The 17,955-nt window shown below is 61.1% G+C and carries 17 protein-coding genes and 1 riboswitch; of the genes, 8 read left to right on the top strand and 9 right to left on the bottom strand.

Annotated features, from left to right (window positions below):
* The first annotated feature begins 83 nt into the window (after nt 1-83).
* The 3 genes from ACTJKL_RS28920 to ACTJKL_RS28910 all read left to right on the top strand — a co-directional run bounded on the left by ACTJKL_RS28920 (nt 84) and on the right by ACTJKL_RS28910 (nt 1,966).
* The gene (locus ACTJKL_RS28920; RefSeq protein WP_440854447.1) at nt 84-620 is read left to right on the top strand and encodes a sigma-70 family RNA polymerase sigma factor; all 537 of its coding nucleotides are present in this window, start codon (nt 84-86) and stop codon (nt 618-620) included.
* Between the two features lies 1 nt (nt 621).
* On the top strand, nt 622-1,260 hold the full coding sequence (locus ACTJKL_RS28915) for an NrsF family protein (RefSeq protein WP_440854446.1): 639 nt from the start codon (nt 622-624) through the stop codon (nt 1,258-1,260).
* Between the two features lie 217 nt (nt 1,261-1,477).
* The gene (locus ACTJKL_RS28910; protein WP_440854445.1) at nt 1,478-1,966 is read left to right on the top strand and encodes an imm11 family protein; all 489 of its coding nucleotides are present in this window, start codon (nt 1,478-1,480) and stop codon (nt 1,964-1,966) included.
* A 173-nt stretch (nt 1,967-2,139) separates the two neighbouring features.
* On the opposite strand, the gene ACTJKL_RS28905 is transcribed toward ACTJKL_RS28910, so the two are convergent.
* The 4 genes from ACTJKL_RS28905 to ACTJKL_RS28890 are packed head-to-tail and all read right to left on the bottom strand — an operon-like array spanning nt 2,140 to nt 6,831.
* Nucleotides 2,140-2,949 carry a sugar phosphate isomerase/epimerase family protein gene (locus ACTJKL_RS28905; RefSeq protein ID WP_440854444.1) on the bottom strand — a complete coding sequence of 270 codons (810 nt, stop codon included), beginning with the start codon at nt 2,947-2,949 and terminating at the stop codon, nt 2,140-2,142.
* Nucleotides 2,946-3,956 (bottom strand): hydroxyacid dehydrogenase, encoded by a 1,011-nt coding sequence (locus tag ACTJKL_RS28900; protein WP_440854443.1) that lies wholly within the window; start codon nt 3,954-3,956, stop codon nt 2,946-2,948. Before ACTJKL_RS28900 ends, ACTJKL_RS28905 begins: the two co-directional genes overlap by 4 nt.
* Nucleotides 3,953-5,806 carry a DUF2264 domain-containing protein gene (locus ACTJKL_RS28895; protein ID WP_440854442.1) on the bottom strand — a complete coding sequence of 618 codons (1,854 nt, stop codon included), beginning with the start codon at nt 5,804-5,806 and terminating at the stop codon, nt 3,953-3,955. Before ACTJKL_RS28895 ends, ACTJKL_RS28900 begins: the two co-directional genes overlap by 4 nt.
* On the bottom strand, nt 5,803-6,831 hold the full coding sequence (locus ACTJKL_RS28890; protein WP_440854441.1) for a LacI family DNA-binding transcriptional regulator: 1,029 nt from the start codon (nt 6,829-6,831) through the stop codon (nt 5,803-5,805). The genes ACTJKL_RS28895 and ACTJKL_RS28890 overlap by 4 nt, the downstream gene beginning before the upstream one ends.
* A 147-nt stretch (nt 6,832-6,978) precedes the next feature.
* Here ACTJKL_RS28890 and ACTJKL_RS28885 point away from each other — a divergent pair, with 147 nt between their 5' ends.
* Nucleotides 6,979-8,265 carry an ABC transporter substrate-binding protein gene (locus ACTJKL_RS28885; RefSeq protein ID WP_440854440.1) on the top strand — a complete coding sequence of 429 codons (1,287 nt, stop codon included), beginning with the start codon at nt 6,979-6,981 and terminating at the stop codon, nt 8,263-8,265.
* Nucleotides 8,266-8,704: 439 nt separating this feature from the next.
* On the opposite strand, the gene ACTJKL_RS28880 is transcribed toward ACTJKL_RS28885, so the two are convergent.
* A complete protein-coding gene (locus tag ACTJKL_RS28880) occupies nt 8,705-8,950 on the bottom strand; it encodes a DUF982 domain-containing protein (protein ID WP_100674890.1) in 246 nt (81 codons plus the stop codon).
* A 255-nt stretch (nt 8,951-9,205) separates the two neighbouring features.
* Between ACTJKL_RS28880 and ACTJKL_RS28875 the strand changes: the two genes are divergently transcribed.
* A complete protein-coding gene (locus tag ACTJKL_RS28875; RefSeq protein WP_440854439.1) occupies nt 9,206-11,080 on the top strand; it encodes an adenylate/guanylate cyclase domain-containing protein in 1,875 nt (624 codons plus the stop codon).
* A 605-nt stretch (nt 11,081-11,685) separates the two neighbouring features.
* Here ACTJKL_RS28875 and ACTJKL_RS28870 read toward each other — a convergent pair.
* Together ACTJKL_RS28870 and ACTJKL_RS28865 are read right to left on the bottom strand one after the other, a co-directional pair.
* Entirely contained in the window at nt 11,686-11,877 is a 192-nt protein-coding gene (locus tag ACTJKL_RS28870) for a hypothetical protein (protein WP_440854438.1), read from the bottom strand.
* A 512-nt stretch (nt 11,878-12,389) separates the two neighbouring features.
* Entirely contained in the window at nt 12,390-12,611 is a 222-nt protein-coding gene (locus tag ACTJKL_RS28865) for a hypothetical protein (protein ID WP_102764577.1), read from the bottom strand.
* A 517-nt stretch (nt 12,612-13,128) separates the two neighbouring features.
* Nucleotides 13,129-13,344: riboswitch (cobalamin riboswitch) on the top strand.
* 48 nt (nt 13,345-13,392) lie between these two features.
* Here ACTJKL_RS28865 and ACTJKL_RS28860 point away from each other — a divergent pair.
* Nucleotides 13,393-14,073, top strand: a complete 681-nt coding sequence (locus ACTJKL_RS28860) for an energy-coupling factor ABC transporter permease (protein WP_102764578.1) — start codon at nt 13,393-13,395, stop codon at nt 14,071-14,073.
* A 1,132-nt stretch (nt 14,074-15,205) separates the two neighbouring features.
* Here ACTJKL_RS28860 and ACTJKL_RS28855 read toward each other — a convergent pair.
* Nucleotides 15,206-15,391: an EsV-1-7 cysteine-rich motif-containing protein gene (locus tag ACTJKL_RS28855; RefSeq protein WP_102762801.1), complete on the bottom strand. Its 186-nt coding sequence runs from the start codon at nt 15,389-15,391 to the stop codon at nt 15,206-15,208.
* 51 nt (nt 15,392-15,442) lie between these two features.
* Between ACTJKL_RS28855 and ACTJKL_RS28850 the strand changes: the two genes are divergently transcribed.
* On the top strand, nt 15,443-15,748 hold the full coding sequence (locus tag ACTJKL_RS28850) for a hypothetical protein (RefSeq protein WP_102764579.1): 306 nt from the start codon (nt 15,443-15,445) through the stop codon (nt 15,746-15,748).
* 23 nt (nt 15,749-15,771) lie between these two features.
* Here ACTJKL_RS28850 and ACTJKL_RS28845 read toward each other — a convergent pair whose 3' ends face one another.
* Nucleotides 15,772-15,984, bottom strand: coding sequence for a hypothetical protein (locus tag ACTJKL_RS28845; RefSeq protein WP_440854437.1), 213 nt, complete (start codon nt 15,982-15,984; stop codon nt 15,772-15,774).
* Nucleotides 15,985-16,688: 704 nt separating this feature from the next.
* On the opposite strand from ACTJKL_RS28845, the gene ACTJKL_RS28840 reads away from it, so the two are divergent.
* The gene (locus tag ACTJKL_RS28840) at nt 16,689-17,888 is read left to right on the top strand and encodes an IS256 family transposase (protein ID WP_440854436.1); all 1,200 of its coding nucleotides are present in this window, start codon (nt 16,689-16,691) and stop codon (nt 17,886-17,888) included.
* Nucleotides 17,889-17,955 lie beyond the last annotated feature (67 nt).

Here is a 17,955-nt window from a genome sequence, read left to right as displayed (position 1 = left end):
CTCCCGCGGCCCAGCTGCGGCAAACTTTTGCTGCCCGGGCATGTAACAAGTAGCTAGAGTCGGCGAATTGGGAGGAAGTGCAGGTGAACGGCGCGGACGACGGCGATCTCGCCCGGCTCCTTCGCACGGCGCTCGGTGGCGACGAGAAGGCCTACAGCGATTTCCTGCAGAATGCGGCTGCCCTTGTTCGCATCTGGGCGCGCCGGAGAGCAGCGTCTGTCGGCCTCGATCCCGAGGACATCGTCCAGGAGACACTGCTGGCGGTCCATCTAAAGCGCCATACCTGGCGGACCGACGGACCCGTGAAGCCTTGGCTCTTTGCAATCGCGAGGCACAAGCTCGTCGATGCCTTGCGACGACATGGCCACTATGCTCGCGTGCGACTTAGTGACGTTGAGGGCATTCTCGCGACAGAAGAGGCGGAAACCGCCAGGGACTGGGAGATTGGCCGCGCGCTCGAGGTGCTGACGCCCGGCCAACGCTCTGTGGTGACGGCTATATCGGTCGAGGGACGCACGATCGCCGAGGCCGCAAGAAGCCTCGATATGAACGAAACTGCAGTTCGCGTCGCGCTCCACCGCGGCCTTGCTGCCATTGCCAGGCGATTTGGACGGAAGTGATATGGAAACGCAGGAACTCATCAAGGCCCTGGCAGCGGACAACCAGCGAAGCGGAATGCCGATGACTGTCGTCTGGACGGGAGCCGCTGTCATCGCCATCGCCGTCGCTGCTGGCGTCTTCTTCGTACTTCTCGGGCCCAGGCCGGATTTTGCAGGCGCAATGCAGACGCTGCGCTTCCCGTTCAAGATTGTGGTGGCAGTCGTGCTTGCCCTGAGCTCCCACAGGGCACTGCGCGCGCTGTCGCGGCCGGAAACCGAGCCGCGCGACGTGCTGCCCACGCTGATCGTCGCTCCGGCGCTGATCGCGATGGCGGTCCTCGCCGAGCTCATTGCCGTGCCGGAGAGCACATGGGCAGCGAGGCTCGTCGGAACGAACAGTCTCGTGTGCCTGACCTTCATCCCGCTGATCGGCATCGGGCCCCTCGCTCTGCTGCTGCTTGCGCTGCGCCACGGGGCTTCTTCCCATCCCGTGCTTTCGGGCGCAGCTGCCGGATTGACTGCCGGTGGCATTGCGGCGGCCTTCTATGCCTGGCATTGCACGGACGACTCCCCGCTTTTCGTCGCAACCTGGTACACGACGGCGGTGGCAATCTTGGCCATTGCGGGGGGACTTGCCGCCCGCCGCATAATTGATTGGTGAGTAGCCGACAAGGGCCGGCCCCCTGCACTTCGGTGTACTGTGATCGAAGTTCTGCTAATGACGTGATCTGCCTAACACCTAAAGCGGTGATATGATGAGAATTTATGAGTTAATCCTCGCCGACGGGCAGGAATGGGCTCTCCCGAAGGTTCTCGAGGATAATCACGTGCTATCGGACCTTCGCGGACAGTGCCAGCCCCACTGGGTGTCTATCCGCATGGACCTCCTCACTGAGGATGATGAGGGTACGCCGCGGGGATATTCTGATTTTCCCTGGTATGGGTCGCATGTCCTCATCCTTCGCGCCGCCGCTGCCGAAGGCCTGCGCGACATCATGACGCCATACGGCGAGTTCTTGCCCCTGAAGGGCGGCAATGGATTGGAGCTATTTAACGCAACGACTGTCTTGGACGCATTAGATGAAGGTCATTCGGAAATCATACGCTTCGACGATGGCGATATACTAAACATCGAGGGTTATGTTTTTCACCAGGAGGTTATCGGGAATTCCCTCATCTTCAAACTGCCATACCGCGCATCCAACCTGTATATGCAGGCTGGTTTCATTGAACAAATCAACGCCATGGAACTTTGCGGGATTGGGTTCGAACTGGTGTGGAGCGACGAGGCCGATCCAGTGCGCAAGGTCATTTTTCCGCCTCGCCACCAGCCGCATAGAAAAAGGCAGTGGTGGTGGTCGCGCTGATGCCCAAGAGCAAAATCGCGGCTGTGTTTGTGGGACCGCCGCCACATGAATGGCGTCCACAGCCGGCTTCAGAAACCTTTTGGCCCGTGGAAGGCCTCGGATACGTGAAGGGGTAGACTGGCACTTCGTCGCTTCAAGCTACGCCGCCACACAGATGGCCGTCGAAAAAGCAGTCATTCTTCGTCTGAAATGGCAGAAGCGCCTGGCGGAAACTCCATCTTCAGAATTTGTCTCAGTGTCGCCGCATCCGCCAGAAATGCCGCCGGATCGTCTCCCGCCACGAATTCAAGCATGGCAAAACGCCGGCCGGTCCAGCGCGACGACGGCATGGCGGCCAGCACGGCTCGCCAGTAGTCGGCGGCGGATGCCAGCGGGAAGCGGTTGCGGTCGCCATCCCAGGCGAAGACATGGAGATGCGAAATGTGCTCGCCGATGCGAGCGATCTCCGAGAGGGCCTCATCGAGCGGGAGCCCGGGCCGCGGCTGCCAGTAGAGATAGACATTCGGGTGCGCGACCGCCTCGATCAGGGTGAGCGCCGACCCGGTCTCGTCCGTCAGGGTGTTTGGGTGATATTCGAGCGAGACCGTGACGCCATGCCGGGCAGCTTCCGCGGCCATGTCGCGGATCGCATCCGCCGCGGCGCGCCGTTCATGGGCGCTGTAATCCCGCGAATCGCGCTGACGCGTGCCCGGCCAGATGCGGATGTTGGAGGCACCAAGCGCGACCGCCGTTGCCAGTGCGGGCTCGAGGGCGGAAAAGTCGTCTGACGGTGGCGAGACATAGGAGCCGTAGGAGGTCTTGAGGCCCGCGCTTTCACACAGGCGCCGGACCGTGCGGGCGGTGGCCGTGTCGCCCGGAGGAACATGGGCGTCTGCCGCCCATTCGACGGCGGCGAGCCGCGCCTTCGTTGCGAGCGCGACGATTTCGCCGGCGGGCAGCTTGCGGAAAGTGACCGTGCAGAGAGCCGGTTCGAAAGCGTTCATGCCATGCGCCCCAGATCCCGCTTGCGGACCTCGAACAGGAGCGGACTGCCTTCGAGGAACCGCGCCACTTCATCGACCGCCATTTCCCCGAGGCGCGTGCGTTCCAAACCGATGGCGCCCGCAATATGCGGCGTCAGAAATACGTTCGGCAGGTCGTAAAGCGGTGAGTTTTCGTCGGGGATTTCGGGGTCGGTAACGTCGATCACGGCATTGATCGCGCCCGACTGCAGTTTTTCGATGAGTGCCGTCTCATCCACCAACGCACCGCGCGCCGTGTTGATCAGCGTCGCGCCGTCCTTCATGAGGGCGAGTTGGCGATTGTCGATCATGTGCCGGGTTTCGGGCAGCAGCGGCGCGTGCAGCGACACGATATCGGACCGGGCCATCAACGTATCGAGATCGACCTTCTCTGCCTTGAGAGCCATGGCTTCGGCGTCGCTGACCAGCGGATCATAGAGCAGCAATCGATAGTCGAGGAGATACAGCAGTTCGATTACGCGTCGTCCGATCCGCGACGCCCCGACGATCCCTACGGTGCGGCGATGATTTCCGATCGCTTCGCCCTGAAGAATCTGGGTGCGCTCGCGCCCGCGGTCGGCCGCATAGACCTCGCGGAAGCGGAACACCTGCTTGCCCGCGAAAATAATCGCTGCGAGGGTAAACTCGGCGACCGGCACGGCATTGGCCTCCGCCGCGTGGCTAACCTTGACCCCAGCATCGAACACGCTCTCGCCGACGAGCCCCTTGATCGTGCCGGCGGCATGGACGATGAGGCGAAGGCGCGGCGCCCGGGCGAGGACGGCCGCATCGATAAACGGCGCGCCCCAGCCGGTCACCAGGACCTCTGCCTCCGCCAGCAATCGCTGCGACCGCTCATCGGCGAACTCCGTCACCGGGCGCTGATCCGGTATTCGGGCGAAGGCGCCGAGCCGCGCGAAAAGCTCAGGCGTCAGAACATAACGCGTCCTTTCCGGCTGCATCGCAAAGACGACGGTCGGGAGGGTCATGGCATCGATCCGGGCGCTTGCATGGCGCTGACGGTCAAGCCTTCCGCCCTGAGCGCGTCGAGCGCCTCCATATCGGGCATCGCCGGCGGGTTGGACCAGTCTTCGGCGACGGCGGAAGTGTTGCGGGCTGCGAGCACGGCGCAGGCGAATATCGTTTCCCCGCTGGGGATTTTGGCCCGCAACTGCGGCACCAGTGTCTTTGCGGCAATCAGATTGGTGTTGGGCGGCGCCTTCTGGACCAGGCCTTCGCGCGGCACGGTCGAGCCGAGATCGCGGATCCCGCTGAAATCTTCCGCGCCGATTGCGTGGGCCGTCGCTTCCGCGGCGGCGAGCGTGTCGGCCTCAAAATCCCGTCGGGGAATGGCGAAGCCGCCTTCAGCAGTCTGCAAGGGCCGGGGCGTCGTGATCCGGTGCACGCGCACGTGCCAGGGCGAAGCGGGAACAAGCCACGTCTCGACAACGACGTCCGGCCAGGGGGACCATTTTGAAAACAGCACATCGTCCGCAAGCCGCACCACCTCATTGGCCTCGCGCACCCGGTAATGAATGCCGTCGTCGCTGAATGCCAGCATCGAATCGAAGGCGCCGCCGGCAAATGCCCGTTCGTCGCTCTCGACGCTGAAGGCGTATCGCGTCGAATAGGCGAATTTCGCATATTTCTCCGAGCCGAAGCGCATCTGGCGGTTTTCCTGGCCGGAGGAAAGCGCCACCACGTCCCCTCCAACCGGCATCATGACCATGCCCGGATGGCGAAGGGCAATCGGCCCGGCCAGCGGCCGCAGCGGTTCTTCCGCGCTCGTCCAGAAGGGATGGTCTTCGCCGACGCCAAGCGGCAGGAAAGCCTTGAAGGCCCAATAGGGCGAACCGGCCGAATTGTAGTTTTCCGACATCAGGAGGTTCGGATAGCCGTAGCCGATGGAGAGAACGCCGTCCCGATCCGCTATCGGCTTGTCTGCCCACCATCTGAGGTGGCGGAGGCAGAGCCCCTTGATCTCGCTCCAGGGCAGCGCTTCGAGGTCGGCAAAGGCCAGTGCTGCCCAGAAGCCGGCACAGGCGAAGCGATAGGTGAGACTACGGCCGAAGGGGAGGGTCGCTCCGTCTTCGGCGAACCAGTGGCGGAAATTCCGGGCGAAGGCGACCGCCCGCTCGCGATATCGTTTCGCATGGTCGTCTTCGACGAGGCGCGCATAGATCAGCCCGTAGAAGTGCATGGCAAAGGCGATGTAGTGGTCGACGCGCCGCACATTGCCGTCGCGATACCAGCCGTCCCCGATATAGAAGCCGTCCAGTTCGGCGAGATAGGCCTTTGTCAGGCTGCGATCGTGCTCGATGCCGAGGCGATCGAGAGCGATGTCGACGAAAACGCGAAAGAACTTCCAGTTATTGTCGGCGTAGTCGAACTTGCGGGCATGGAGGAGATAAGCGACGAGATTGTCTCTTGCACGCCCGCTCAAGGGATCCCACAGTTTCTCCGGCGCCAGCGCCAGGGCGAAGCCGAGGGCGGCAAGCTCCACCATGCGCTGGTCCCGGCCGTTCACTTGTCCCCAATATTCCGGATGTTCAGGGTCGGTGCCGTTGGCGATCCCTTCCGCATAACGGTCCCAATGCGCGAAACTTCCGCCGCCTGCGGCAAAGGGAGCAAGACCCCAGAGAGGCCGCGCAAAGCCTTCCAGATCGGCAGCGGCCCGGTCGAAATGAGCCGCGGCGGCGTCGAGACGGACCCGCGCATTTCCTCTGGAGAAACAGGGGACCAGCGGATCGAAGAGATCGAGCAGCGCGCGCTGCATGTCGCCGCGTGTCTCGAGCGGATTTCCGGCAAGCGGGTTGGCGCTGGCGGGATCATAGGTCATGGGGTGTCTTTCGAGGCAATTGTGCCGCCGGGCACCGGGACGACGGCGTGAGTGACATGCCGGGCGGGCACGTCCGGATGACGGAAGCGAAACTGCATCATGGCGACCGCTTCGCGGCCGAGCGCTGCGCGGTCGACGCGCATGGTCGATAGGCGCGGATTGGCCATGTCGGCGCACGGCAGATCGTCGAAACCGATGATCGCGAAATCGTCCGGCACGCGCCGGCCGAGTTCGGTCACCGCCTCGAGAACGCCCACCGCGATGAAGTCGTTCATGCAGAAAGCCGCGGTGAAACCCTCGTCCTCGGCAAGAGCGGCGAGCGTTGCCGCGTGGGCTTCGGCGCTGGAGTTGTTCGCGAACGGCAGGCGGACGACACGCGCATCGCCGCCATGCACGGAGGCGACGGCCGCTTCGAAGCCGCGCACGCGCTCGCGGATCGTATGCCGATGCGATCCGGTCAGGTGGAGGATACGCCGGTGGCCGGCATCCAGGAGCATCCGCGTCGCCGCGAAGGCGCCGAAGAAGTTCGGTGGCGAGACACCGTCGAAGCGCAATTGCGGATCGACGCCGTTGACGAGGACGATGGGGGTACGGCTTTCCACGAGCCATTCCGCAAGAGCCTCGCAGGGATCTATGCCGACCAGGAAAAGCCCCTGCGCACCGACCGATTGCATATGTCCGCCAACGGCTTGCGGCGTCGCCTTCGCCTCGTTTACGAGGCGGATGTCGAAGGACATGCCCTGCTCGGCCGCCTCGGAGCGCAGGCCATCGACAATGCCCTGGTAAAATGCGCTCAGATTGCCGGTAACGCCGTTGCTTGCGATAAGCGCCAGCGTGCGAGGGCCTGCCGCGGCACTGGCTTTGAGAGGGTAGCCGAGGTCGCTGGCGACCTTGAGGATCTGCACCCGAACATCCTCGCTGATGCCGGGCTCATTCGCGAGGACGCGTGAGACGGTGGAGACGGAAACGCCTGCGTGTGCGGCAATGTCGGCTTGACGGAGTCTTCGGGAGGGTCTTTCGATCATGGTGCAAACATTGCGCAATCAACGCAAATTTGCAAGATCGAAAAGAAATATTGCGCATGGACGATTTTTGCATAAGCTCTTGCGCTGATCGAAACCTGCAGGCGCCGGAGGAGAGCGCCGGGCAGGGCAGCACAGGGGAGGACTGGCATGCTACTCAACAGACGCGGTTTCATGGTCGGCGCGGCTGGCGCGGCGACGGGTATCGCCTTCGGTTCCCGTTCCAGCTTTGCCGCCGAAAGCGTGCAGTTGCGCGCGATGTGGTGGGGATCGAACGACCGCTCGAAACGGACATTGGCGGTCGCCAAGCTTTTCGAGGAGAAGAACCCGGATATCAGGATCGTCGGCGAGAGCTTGAGCGGAGACGGGTACTGGACGAAGCTCGCCACGCAGATGGCCGGCCGCGCCATTGCCGATATCTTCCAGCTCGAGCCCAGCACGATTTCCGATTATTCCAAGCGCGGCGCCTGCATGGCGCTCGATCCCTTCATCTCTTCGGCGCTCGACGTCGACGCCTTCGGCAAGGACGTGCTGAAGCTGACCACGGTGGACGGAAAGCTCTGGGGTATCGGCCTTGGTCTCAATTCCTTCGCGCTGTTCTACGACGCCGATGCCTTCGCCAAAGCCGGCATCACGCCGCCCGGGATCGACACCACCTGGGCGGAATATGCCGACATCGCCGTCGAGATGACCAAGGCGGCCGGCAAGAAGAATGTCCGGGGCGGGCCCTATGGAGCCCGCTATGCCTATGTTTTCGACGCCTGGCTCCGCCAGCGTGGCAGCAGCCTCTACACCGATACCGGCCTTGGCTTCAGCATTGAGGAGGCGAAGGAGTGGTATGCCTATTGGGAGGAACTGCGCAAGCGCGGCGGCACCGTCGGCGCCGATATCCAGACGCTCGACCAGAACACGATCGACACCAATTGCCTGGCGCTCGGTTACTCGGCCATGGGCATGGCCTATTCCAACCAGATGGTCGGCTACCAGCTCATCATGAAAAGCAAGCTCGGTATCGGCATGCTGCCACGCGCCGAAAAGGGCGGCCCCTCCGGCCATTACTATCGCCCGGCGCTGATCTGGAGCATCGGCGCGTCGACGGAAAACGGGGAAGCGGCCGCCAAATTCATCAACTTCTTCGTCAATGATGTCGCGGCCGGCAAGATCCTCGGCGTCGAGCGCGGCGTACCCATGTCGCCGACGGTTCGCGAAGCCATCCTGCCTTCGCTCAACCCCACGGAGACGGAAACGGTGAAATACATCAATGCCCTCAAGGATCAGGTGGGCGGCTATCCGTCGCCGGCGCCGCTCGGATCGACCGAATTCGACCAGCGCGTGCTGCGCCCGATTGCCGACGAGCTCGCCTTCGAGCGGATATCCATCGAAGACGCGGCGACACGGCTGGTAGAGGAAGGCAAGGCCACGGTCCGAGCCGACTGATCCAGTCAGCGAGATTCCAATCTGCAGAAGCCGTTCCATTTGCATGTAATGTGCACATGGCAGGGTCAGCGATCCGATCGGCAGACGTGTGATTGAGACCTCGGAAGCTGCCGATGCAGCCGCGCGGCTTATGGCCGCTCGGCTTTGCCTGTTCTGGCAAGGCCGATCGATTGGTGCGCCTGCGCACATCGATCATTCGCTCGAGAGTTTACAGCAGCCGCGAAGACGGGTGATTGCGACGTAGAGTGCGACCCTCTAACGATGCGCAGTAGGCAGCATAGAGCGACGTCGCCATCATCGAGGGGCTGGAGCCAGGAGCGCGAAGGTCGAGCCCGCGGCCCAAGATCGGAGCGCTCGAGCCATGATAGAGGGCCGAACAAGCTGTGTCGCCATGTTCGTGCCGTCGCAGCTCTCTGCAAAGGGTGGGACCCGCGTGACCTCAGCTGAAGGTCTTGAGCTTCGCCTCTTCAATCGCTGCTATGAAAGCGTCTCGTGCCGGCGCGGCAGGGGCGGCACCAAGCATCGCGTCTGTGCAGGCGTTCAAAGCAGCAGCGTATGTGCTTCCGTCCATTTTCGGCCAGTTTTCGCTAAGCAGGCGAGCTGCACACGTGGGCGACCACACGATCTGGACACCATCGAGATTGGGAATTTCGACGATTACGCATTCATCCCATGTCGCGGCCATGTTGATATTCCTGTTCTTTTCGGGGGCCTAACCGAGTTCCCTCTCAATCGTTCCAGCGCGTCTATCATTGCGTACGAGGTGCGAAGAGCTAAGAGGCGCACGTCATTTCTGTTGCGCGGCTTGGCTGATTGAAGCGCAAGTTCGACCGTTTTCGGCTCGCCTGACAGAGACATTCACTAGCCGCTGGAGTATAATCGCCTTTGGCCTGGGACATGGCACCCCGAGCGTGGCAGTACACGAAAACTGGGTGGTCACATGGACGATCCGACCGTGCACAGACGTCTGACGGCCATCCTTGCCGCAGACGTAGTGACCTATAGCCGCCTCATGGCCCGGGATGAGGCAGGTACTCATGCGGCATGGAAATCGCACCGAAAGGACCTAATCGACCCCAAGATCGCCGAGTATGAGGGGCGTATCGTCAAGCTCACCGGCGATGGATTCCTGGCGGAGTTCCCAAGCGTCGTGAATGCAGTCACCTGCGCTGCCACGGTGCAGCGGTGTATGCTAGAGCGCAATGCGGATGTGCCGCGGCCAAGCCGCATCGAGCTTCGCATGGGCATCAATCTTGGCGACGTGATCGTTGAAAGCGATGACATTTTCGGGGACGGCGTCAACGTGGCTGTGCGCCTCGAAAAAATTGCGGCGCCGGGCGGTATCGCCGTATCTGCGGCCGTGCGAGATAACGTTGGCAACAGGCTGGATCTTCGATTTGAGGACATGGGCGAGCAGGCGCTCAAGAACATCGACCGGCCAGTGCGCGCCTACAGCATTTCTCTGGATTTCCCGGCGGCTCAAGAAACGGTCGGCTCGGATACAGGCAGCCAAGACCCTTGGGAGATCGAGAAGCCGTCCATCGCGGTGCTGCCCTTCAACAATATAAGCGGTGACCCTGAGCAAGAATATTTCAGCGACGGGATCACGGAGGACATCATCACCGACCTGTCGAAAATCTCCGGCCTGTTCGTTGTCGCCCGCAATACGGTATATACCTACAAGAACAAGCCGGTGAAGGTGCAGCAGGTGAGCCAAGATCTCAGGGTTGGCTATATCCTGGAAGGAAGCGTGCGTAGGGTCGGCTCGCGTGTGCGCGTCACTGCGCAACTCGTCGAGGGCAAGGGCGGTGGTCATCTCTGGGCCGATCGCTATGACTGGGACCTCACCGAAATCTTCGCCCTTCAAGACGAGATCACCCATACCATTGTGGACCACTTGAAGGTCAAGCTGCTTCCGGAGGAGAAAAAGGACATCGGTCGAGTGCCTACCGGGAACTTCGAGGCCTATGCGTATTACCTTAGAGGACGGCAATTCCTGCACTGGCACTCAAAGTCGCATTACGTTCTGGCGAAACGTATGTTCGCCATGGCGGTCGCACTCGACCCGCTTTATGCGCGGGCCTACGCCGGAATTGCCGATTGCGACTCTTTCCTCTTCCTTCACTACAACGCTGACGTGTCGATCGACGGAATTTTGGCCACCAGCGCAAAGGCGCTGGATCTTGAGAGCGGTCTCGCAGAAGCGCACGCTTCACTTGGCCTCGCCCTGTCGCTTCGCGAGCGACATTCGGAAGCCATGGCGGAGTTCGATCAGGCCATCGCCCTCGATCCCGATCTGTTTGAGGCCCATTATTTCTATGCCCGCGCTTGCTTCACCCAAGGTAAACTGGACGAAGCGGCCAGGCTTTTCCAGCGCGCCGCAGACATCAAACCTAACGATTACCAGGCCTTACTTGTGCTCATTAACGTTCTCCGTACCCTCGGGCGCGAGCAGGAAATGAATACCGCGGCGCGGGAAGGCGTCGCGCGCGCCGAACGTGAGCTCATGATGCGTCCGGAAAATCCAAGACCCGCCTATTTGGGGGCTGTGGGGCTTGCGGCACTTGGTGAGCTTGATCGCGCTAAGGAATGGGCGGGACGAGCTTTGGCGATCGATCCCGACGATCGCCTGGCCAAATATAACGTGGCTTGCTTTTACGCGCTTCAGGGCGAACCTGATCGGGCGATCGACTTGCTAGTCGAGCTTCTCCCGGGGGCCACCCATGAAACAAAGAGGTGGGTAAAATACGACTCGGATCTCGATTCGATCCGTAGTCATCCGCGGTTCCCCGAGGTGCTTGAGCTCCTCGGGTGAGAGATACGCCCGGCAATGATTTTCGGCAACTTAGGCGAAGAACAGGCCGAATGAGATCCGGGCGATGTCTTGAGGCATCCAAGCCCCCCGGTCAAGGCTTAGGCGCGCATCGGGAATATCCACGAAACGCCTCTCAACCCTCGTCGAGAGACGGCTCACCTTGCGGACCTCCGGGTCCGGTATCCTGGACATGAATTCATTGCGGAAAAATGCAGCCACCCGGAAACGGCCGCACCCGGCCAGACCACCAACGACTCCCGGACTCCCAAAAGGGTGCCGCAATACGTGGAGTGGGTCTCGTTTACAAACGTGTTTCCCACTGTCTGCCGGGAGTTGGAAAAGTTCACAAGTGCACAACTCCCAAAGGAAGGACCTCATGATCAGAATTTCCCATGGCACTCGGGGCGGTTCATTCCCAAGCCGCGACGCAGCACCGCCTATGAAGTACGATGTCCACCTCCCGCGCGGCCAGCGGGCAGGGGTTCGAAGGTTAAACGACCCAGCGACAATGCGCTCCCAGTCATGGATGAAGGTTCGCTTGGGGCTACGGACTTTAACGAGCATGTCGGGCTGGTCGACGCGCACGCCTAGTGGTCACTAATACCTCAGTACCGCCACCTCGGCGCACGCTTGACATTGTGAAGCAACTCCGAAGCCTCAGCGAAATCGCCAAAAAGGCTGGTCAGGCGCTTTTCCTCCTCGTGAGGCAAGCGTTCCCGCCGGCAAAAAACGTGAATGTTCCATACCTTAGTAGAAGTTTGCTTGGAAATCTTATCGGCTTCAACGCGTTCTACCATCTTGCTCCTCCCAAAGCGAAGGAGGTCAGACTATGCTACTTAAGTCTAATTAAGCAAGAACTAACTAAGTAATACTTATTGCCTGATCCTGATGGCTGCGACGGGTCGCTGGCGCGAGAAGATCTGCAGTTGATGCCAGGTGGTTGCGGCGACGTCTCTTGGCCAAGATGCTGTCTCCGGAAACGCTGCCATCGAGATTTATGGTGAACTTATCAACTCCGAAACCGACGTGATGCCGTTGTGCGTCGTATGGCGGCTTGTGGTTACCGCGGCCGTCATCCGTTCTCCCTCGGTCGAGTATGATCGGACATAAGATAATTCGGCGTCACCACCCCACGTCTTGCCGTCGATGGCGTGACGCTGGATGTACCCGCCAATCTTACTTCGTCACTTCAGGCCCCCAGCCCCAGCACCCCTATGACAGGTTGCCTATAGGAACCGCTGAGCTCATGTTCGGGGATGAGCTACCATGTACGTGCTTGTTGCCGCGTTACTGTCTTGGGGCTCGACTTTTAGATGATGCCGGGGAATTCGCCTTCATGCTGATCGTCGGGGTCGGCAAGCGCCGGTATGGGCTTGATAGGCCTTGCTGCTAGGGCTTTGAGGTCCTCGGCTAGGCCTGCGAGCTGCGCTGCAAAGTCCATCAAATTTGAAGCCGCGCAGTGCGCCGCGATATCCGAGAGGCCAGAAGCCGGCTCGTTTCGGCCGGCGCATTTCGGTTCGCTATCGTCCATGTCTCAGTCCCATTTCCATCAATGTGGATCGATGGCGAGGCTCGTCAAGGGCTGCGGCCGGTGACGAGCCTCCCGGCCGCCTGCGAGGGGCTAGAGCGACCAATGTCAGTTTAGGCTGGACGAGCGCCGGCCGCCATTAAGCAGTGTGGCTTAGCCCGCTTGAATCTGCACGGATCTCGCCAGACGCGCTCTTCGCCTGGCGCTCGGTCGTGTGGACCTATTCCAAGGCCGAACTGGTGAAGGCGCTAGCCGGCGCGAGACCTCAGCCGAGCGTCGAAGAGCTGCCGGCAATCGAGTCGCCGTGATTTGAAATGTTCAGACGATGCCGGAGAATTTCTGATGCTCGCGCACTTAGGCTTTTGCAGCCGCTTCTAGGCTCTTGCACTTCTTTCGGACTTAAGCAGAGCGTGATCATCTTTCGGCGCAAGGTGGAGAACGGATAGCCCAGCGGACAAATGCGGGACCTTTGACAGCACTGGCTTTCGAACGTTCTTCATTGTGTTTTGGCCGGCGCGAGCATAACAGTTCAGATGATGGTTCCGCCCGACTGGAGGGAAGGCGGATGAAAAGGGAATACGGTGAGGACGACCCCTAGGGGGCCAAAACCGTGGCTGCCCCCGCAACTGTGAGCGGCGAGCAAAGTCCAGAGATGCCATTGGCCGTGGATCGGCTGATAAGGCGGACCAAGCTACGACCCGCAAGCCAGGAGACCTGCCATCAGATTTGGGCGCTACGCCTCAACAACTGCCATGCCGCACGGTGGGTGCGGAAAGGAGAGCACATGCATATCGAACCGGGCGTCGTGGACGGCGCCAAAATTATGTTGAGTTATGCCACTGCCGCAGGGGCGTTCGGGCTCACCGCCAAGTTGGCGACTGACAGTATTCGCAGCGACGGTGGTGCGGGCGCGCTCGCGTTACGCAGTGTCGTCACAACGGCTTTGGTCTTCTGCTTTTTCGAAGTTCTGCCGCACCATCCTGTAGGCGTCTCGGAAGTCCACCTTATCCTCGGATCAACCCTTCTTCTACTGTTTGGTGCAGGCGCCGCCGCGATCGGCCTTGCAGCCGGGCTGCTTCTTCAAGGGCTTTTCTTTGCACCCTTTGATTTGCCGCAATATGGCATGAACGTAACAACATTGCTGGTGCCCCTTTGGGCGGTCAGTCTGTTCGCCGAGCGGATCATTCCGGCCCGGACCGCGTATGTGGACCTGACATACGGGCAAGCTTTGGCGCTTTCCACGGCCTATCAGAGTGGTATTGTTGCTTGGGTCGCCTTCTGGGCCCTGTATGGCCACGGCTTCAGCGTCGAAAACCTCGCGGCCGTCAGCTCCTTCGGTGTTGCCTATATGGGCGTTATCCTGCTGGAGCCTCTGATCGATCTGGGTGTTCTCGCCGGTGCAAAGGCGCTCGACCGCTACAGTCGCGGTCCTATGTTCAATATTAGATTGCATCAGGCGGTCTGAACAAGATCAACGCCATAGGCATCCTTAGGCGCAAGCGGGCTGGACCGCTTGCGCCGTACGTCACGAACTGCGGCGGACTTGGCCGGTAACCCCGGTCCGATACGCCTGGCTCGCAAAACCGGTCATGCGATTGGGCGCTGCGATTTTGACCCGATCTATTTTCAGGCATGGGCACGGAAATTGCAGACCTCAGACTCAAGCCGTGGCTCCTCGTCGCATTTAACCAGCTCGGATATGAGGTGGTCGGAGATATGCAGCATCTGTCTGCCGTAGAGACGCGGATAGCCGGGATGGTGGGCACTGTTATCGGAAAACCGTAAAAAGTGAGAGAGCTGATCTCGGATTGCAGAAGGACGTTGCCGATTTACCAGCCCGACGAAAGCGGCAATCCGCCCCCCTGATTCCGAGATGATGCCGCCCCCATCGGAAAGCATCTGGCGTGGGTGTTCTGCTGGTGTGAAGTTTCTTCCTTCGAGGTGACGAAGAAGGAACGGGATGCCTGTGGAGAGACTGGAGATGCGGCGTGTCCGCGAGATATTGAGATATCGCTTCGAACAAGGACTTGGACACAAGTCATCGGAATCGGCACCTTGACGGCCAGCAACCGAAAGAGGCGCTCGGCGAAGGCTGGCAAGAATAGTGGCCGGGTGACGACGATGGCGGCGGAAACCACACTACACGTCCCAGGCGTAACCGTCGGCGGCGAGGGCATGCCCCCGGTCAGGTTCATCAGTTCGCGCTGGTCATGGGCGTTGTTGCGGATGACCGGCCCGGCTTGTCCGGAACACCTCCATTGTCGGGCTTGCGCGCTTCGTCATGTCGCTATGCGGGCGCGCCGCATGCCATAGCTCATCAAATTCCACTTCTATGCGGTACCGATTATACATCCGGTCAAGCCTGCCGAGTTCCCTACCATTGTTGCTCTTGTTCCACAGCGTGAAGATCTGAGCTTCGGCCGCAATTCTTCAAGGGTGCTCTGGCTGCTGAACCTGGCCGCCCGCCATTTCCCTTCGGTTCACCCAAATGCGAAGATCACTCGCGGCGCAGCGTGCGCCGAGGATCTGTTCTTCGCTCCGCGAGCCGCAGATACCCGACACCGTCCGGATAGGCCCCGCGGGTGTTGGGTTCCAAGTCAACGCCGGGGCTGTGCCTCATGGCGCGACTTCCACTCCGGCTGATGCTCAGAGCAGAACCAGTGCGGCTCCGCCCGATCGACGGCGAAGCCAAAGCTGCCCCACCTGGTGCAGCCCGGATGCTCGCAGTCGTGGACGTACGGCCCGAGATCGTAGTGAGGCTTCGCGCCCAGTTCGTCACTCAAAGGACGACCTCCTGTGGTCGCCTCCTCAAATTTGGGGAGTTCGAGCATCGGTTGATTGTTCTTCTTTTGTTCTTACATTATCTCATCGCCATGGTCGAGACAATTGGCGATGCATTCAGCCTCGGTTGGCAACTCAAAGCGCGATGTGCATTCGGTAACCGCGAAGGCATGAAATCCGTTCGCCAGTGCACTTGGACTTATGATCTCGACATGCTGACGCTGGTCGCGACGCGCGGACGGGACTTTCCGCTGGCGATGCTCGCCAGTCGCCTTCGCTGCCCTCGCTGTGGATCGAGAAGTGTGGCCGTCGTGTTCATTCCGCCTTCGGAGGGCGACACGCGCCGAGGGGCGGCCTAACTGCGTTTGCAACCTAGTTCGCCCTAGGCTGCAGGTTTGAGCATTTCGCGTATGCTCGCCCTGTTCCTGACGCCACTTTGATAAATCTCTATCAGCCTGGCTGCCAGATCGGCCGCCTCAGGGCAATCATAGGTCATTCTTCTGGCTTTGATCTCCTCGTCGAACAGGCTCTGCAACAATTCGATATCGCTCGGAGTGAGAATCCTGGGATCGATTGCATGGAACTGAGAGGTCATTAACCGATCTCCTCTCTAGGGGCGCAATAGCGGAAGCTCCTCCGCAGGGCGCCCGGGTAAATCCTGCGGCGCAAGAGCATTGTAAACCGAAGAACGGCGATCGCGAGTCGCGAAAATTAACGGCACGGATGAACATAAGCAGTGATCCGATCAACATCTCGTCCGTTATTGGCTGCATGGCTAAAGCAGCTTCAAAGAGGCCATCCCCGGAGCCTCCGGGGTAACAATGGCTGGGGCAACGGCCAAATCCAGCGAACGCCGGCAGCTCTCATGGCGGTGGCGTTGATGGCGAAGCGCGAGCTTGAGCAGTGACGTTCTTCTTCGATCAGCTAGGCAGACTGGATTAACGAGCTCCCCCGGTCTTGGTGCCGCTTTGCGAATTGCCTCGCCGGGCCCCCCTGAAAAACGCTACGCCTTCGATCAGCATCCGTGATGTTGCGGCGCGCTCGGTAGCTGCACGGTGTTTCTGCAGTTCCTCGACCTTCTTCATTTCTGAGGTGAGGTCATCACGCAAGGCGTCGATCCAAGCAGAACCTTCATCTCCTTTGGTCGTGTCCCCACAGGTGGTGTAGCTCGGCGGTAGCGAAGCCGCTCGCGAGCGCGCCCTTCACAGCGCCGTAGTGAGCGGGCGGCGGAGCGGTGGTCATCGATGTTCTCCGGTAGGGTCGGGTTGCTGACACCAACCTGATTCGAAGGAACCACCGATGACCGACGACATGATGAACCTGCGTGCGCTCGTGGAGAAGTCCCCCGACGCCGATCTTTTGCGCGAGATGATCGGTTTTGCCGCCGAGCGGCTGATGGAGCTGGAGGTGGGGGCCGCCACCGGTGCCGGCTATGGTGAGAAGAACCCGCTGCGGACGGCCCAACGCAACGGCTACCGCGAGCGGGATTGGGAGACGCGCGCCGGAACCGTCGAGCTGCGCATTCCGAAGCTCAGGAAGGGCTCTTACTTTCCGGGCTTCCTGGAGCCGCGGCGCATGGCCGAGAAGGCGCTGACGGCGGTCATCCAGGAAGCCTATGTGCAGGGAATCTCGACCCGCTCGGTCGACGATCTGGTCAAGGCCATGGGCATGAGTGGCATCTCCAAGAGCCAGGTCAGCCGGCTGTGCGAGGAGATCGACGGCAAGGTCAAGGCCTTCCTCGATCGGCCGATCGAGGGTGACTGGCCATATCTATGGATCGATGCCACCTACCTGAAGGTCCGCCGCGGCGGCCGGATCGTCTCCGTCGCCGTGATCATCGCCGTCGGTGTCAACAGCGACGGTCGCCGGGAGGTGCTGGGCATGGAGGTCGGCACCTCGGAGGCCGAACCGATCTGGACCGAGTTCCTGCGCAAGCTGACCCGGCGCGGACTGCGCGGCGTCAAGCTGGTCGTCTCCGATGCGCACGAGGGCCTCAAGGCGGCCGTCACCAAGGTTCTCAGCGCCACATGGCAGCGCTGCCGGGTCCACTTCATGCGCAACGTTCTCGCCCACGCCGGCAAGAGCGGCCGCCGTGTCGTCTCCGCCTTCATCGCCACCGCCTTCGCCCAGGAGACACCGGAAGCCGCAAGCGCCCAATGGCGCGCCGTCGCCGACCAGATCCGGCCGAAGGTGCCCAAGCTCGCCGTCATCATGGATGATGCCGAAGAAGACGTTCTCGCCTACATGAGCTTCCCGAAGGAGCACCGCGCCAAGCTGCACTCGACCAACCCGATCGAGCGCCTCAACGGCGAAATCAAGCGCAGGACCGAGGTCGTCGGCATCTTCCCCAATGATGACGCCATCGTCCGCCTCGTCGGCGCGATCCTGCTCGAGCAGAACGACGAATGGGCTGTGCAGCGCGCCAGATACATGACGCTGGAAACCATCAGCCAGATGAGCGATGATCCGCTCATCAGCCTGCCAGCCGTGGCGCGCTGATCATACCGGCCATGCCGGAGAACGCGGCGACCCAGCCGCCACCTACACCACTCCCTGGGACATGATC

The organism is Sinorhizobium sp. 22678 (assembly GCF_052044265.1).
GTDB lineage: Bacteria > Pseudomonadota > Alphaproteobacteria > Rhizobiales > Rhizobiaceae > Sinorhizobium > Sinorhizobium meliloti_A.
The sequence above is the reverse complement of the archived record's forward strand: the minus strand, read 5'-3'. Positions and strand labels throughout refer to the sequence as shown.

What these genes read in the sequence shown, in the direction of transcription:
- ACTJKL_RS28915 (WP_440854446.1), top strand. Translation starts at nt 622, where the DNA reads ATGGAAACGCAGGAACTCATCAAGGCCCTGGCAGCGGACAACCAGCGA.
- ACTJKL_RS28910 (WP_440854445.1), top strand. Translation starts at nt 1,478, where the DNA reads ATGGACCTCCTCACTGAGGATGATGAGGGTACGCCGCGGGGATATTCT.
- ACTJKL_RS28905 (WP_440854444.1), bottom strand. Translation starts at nt 2,949, where the DNA reads ATGAACGCTTTCGAACCGGCTCTCTGCACGGTCACTTTCCGCAAGCTG.
- ACTJKL_RS28900 (WP_440854443.1), bottom strand. Translation starts at nt 3,956, where the DNA reads ATGACCCTCCCGACCGTCGTCTTTGCGATGCAGCCGGAAAGGACGCGT.
- ACTJKL_RS28895 (WP_440854442.1), bottom strand. Translation starts at nt 5,806, where the DNA reads ATGACCTATGATCCCGCCAGCGCCAACCCGCTTGCCGGAAATCCGCTC.
- ACTJKL_RS28890 (WP_440854441.1), bottom strand. Translation starts at nt 6,831, where the DNA reads ATGATCGAAAGACCCTCCCGAAGACTCCGTCAAGCCGACATTGCCGCA.
- ACTJKL_RS28885 (WP_440854440.1), top strand. Translation starts at nt 6,979, where the DNA reads ATGCTACTCAACAGACGCGGTTTCATGGTCGGCGCGGCTGGCGCGGCG.
- ACTJKL_RS28880 (WP_100674890.1), bottom strand. Translation starts at nt 8,950, where the DNA reads ATGGCCGCGACATGGGATGAATGCGTAATCGTCGAAATTCCCAATCTC.
- ACTJKL_RS28875 (WP_440854439.1), top strand. Translation starts at nt 9,206, where the DNA reads ATGGACGATCCGACCGTGCACAGACGTCTGACGGCCATCCTTGCCGCA.
- ACTJKL_RS28870 (WP_440854438.1), bottom strand. Translation starts at nt 11,877, where the DNA reads ATGGTAGAACGCGTTGAAGCCGATAAGATTTCCAAGCAAACTTCTACT.
- ACTJKL_RS28865 (WP_102764577.1), bottom strand. Translation starts at nt 12,611, where the DNA reads ATGGACGATAGCGAACCGAAATGCGCCGGCCGAAACGAGCCGGCTTCT.
- ACTJKL_RS28860 (WP_102764578.1), top strand. Translation starts at nt 13,393, where the DNA reads ATGCATATCGAACCGGGCGTCGTGGACGGCGCCAAAATTATGTTGAGT.
- ACTJKL_RS28845 (WP_440854437.1), bottom strand. Translation starts at nt 15,984, where the DNA reads ATGACCTCTCAGTTCCATGCAATCGATCCCAGGATTCTCACTCCGAGC.
- ACTJKL_RS28840 (WP_440854436.1), top strand. Translation starts at nt 16,689, where the DNA reads ATGACCGACGACATGATGAACCTGCGTGCGCTCGTGGAGAAGTCCCCC.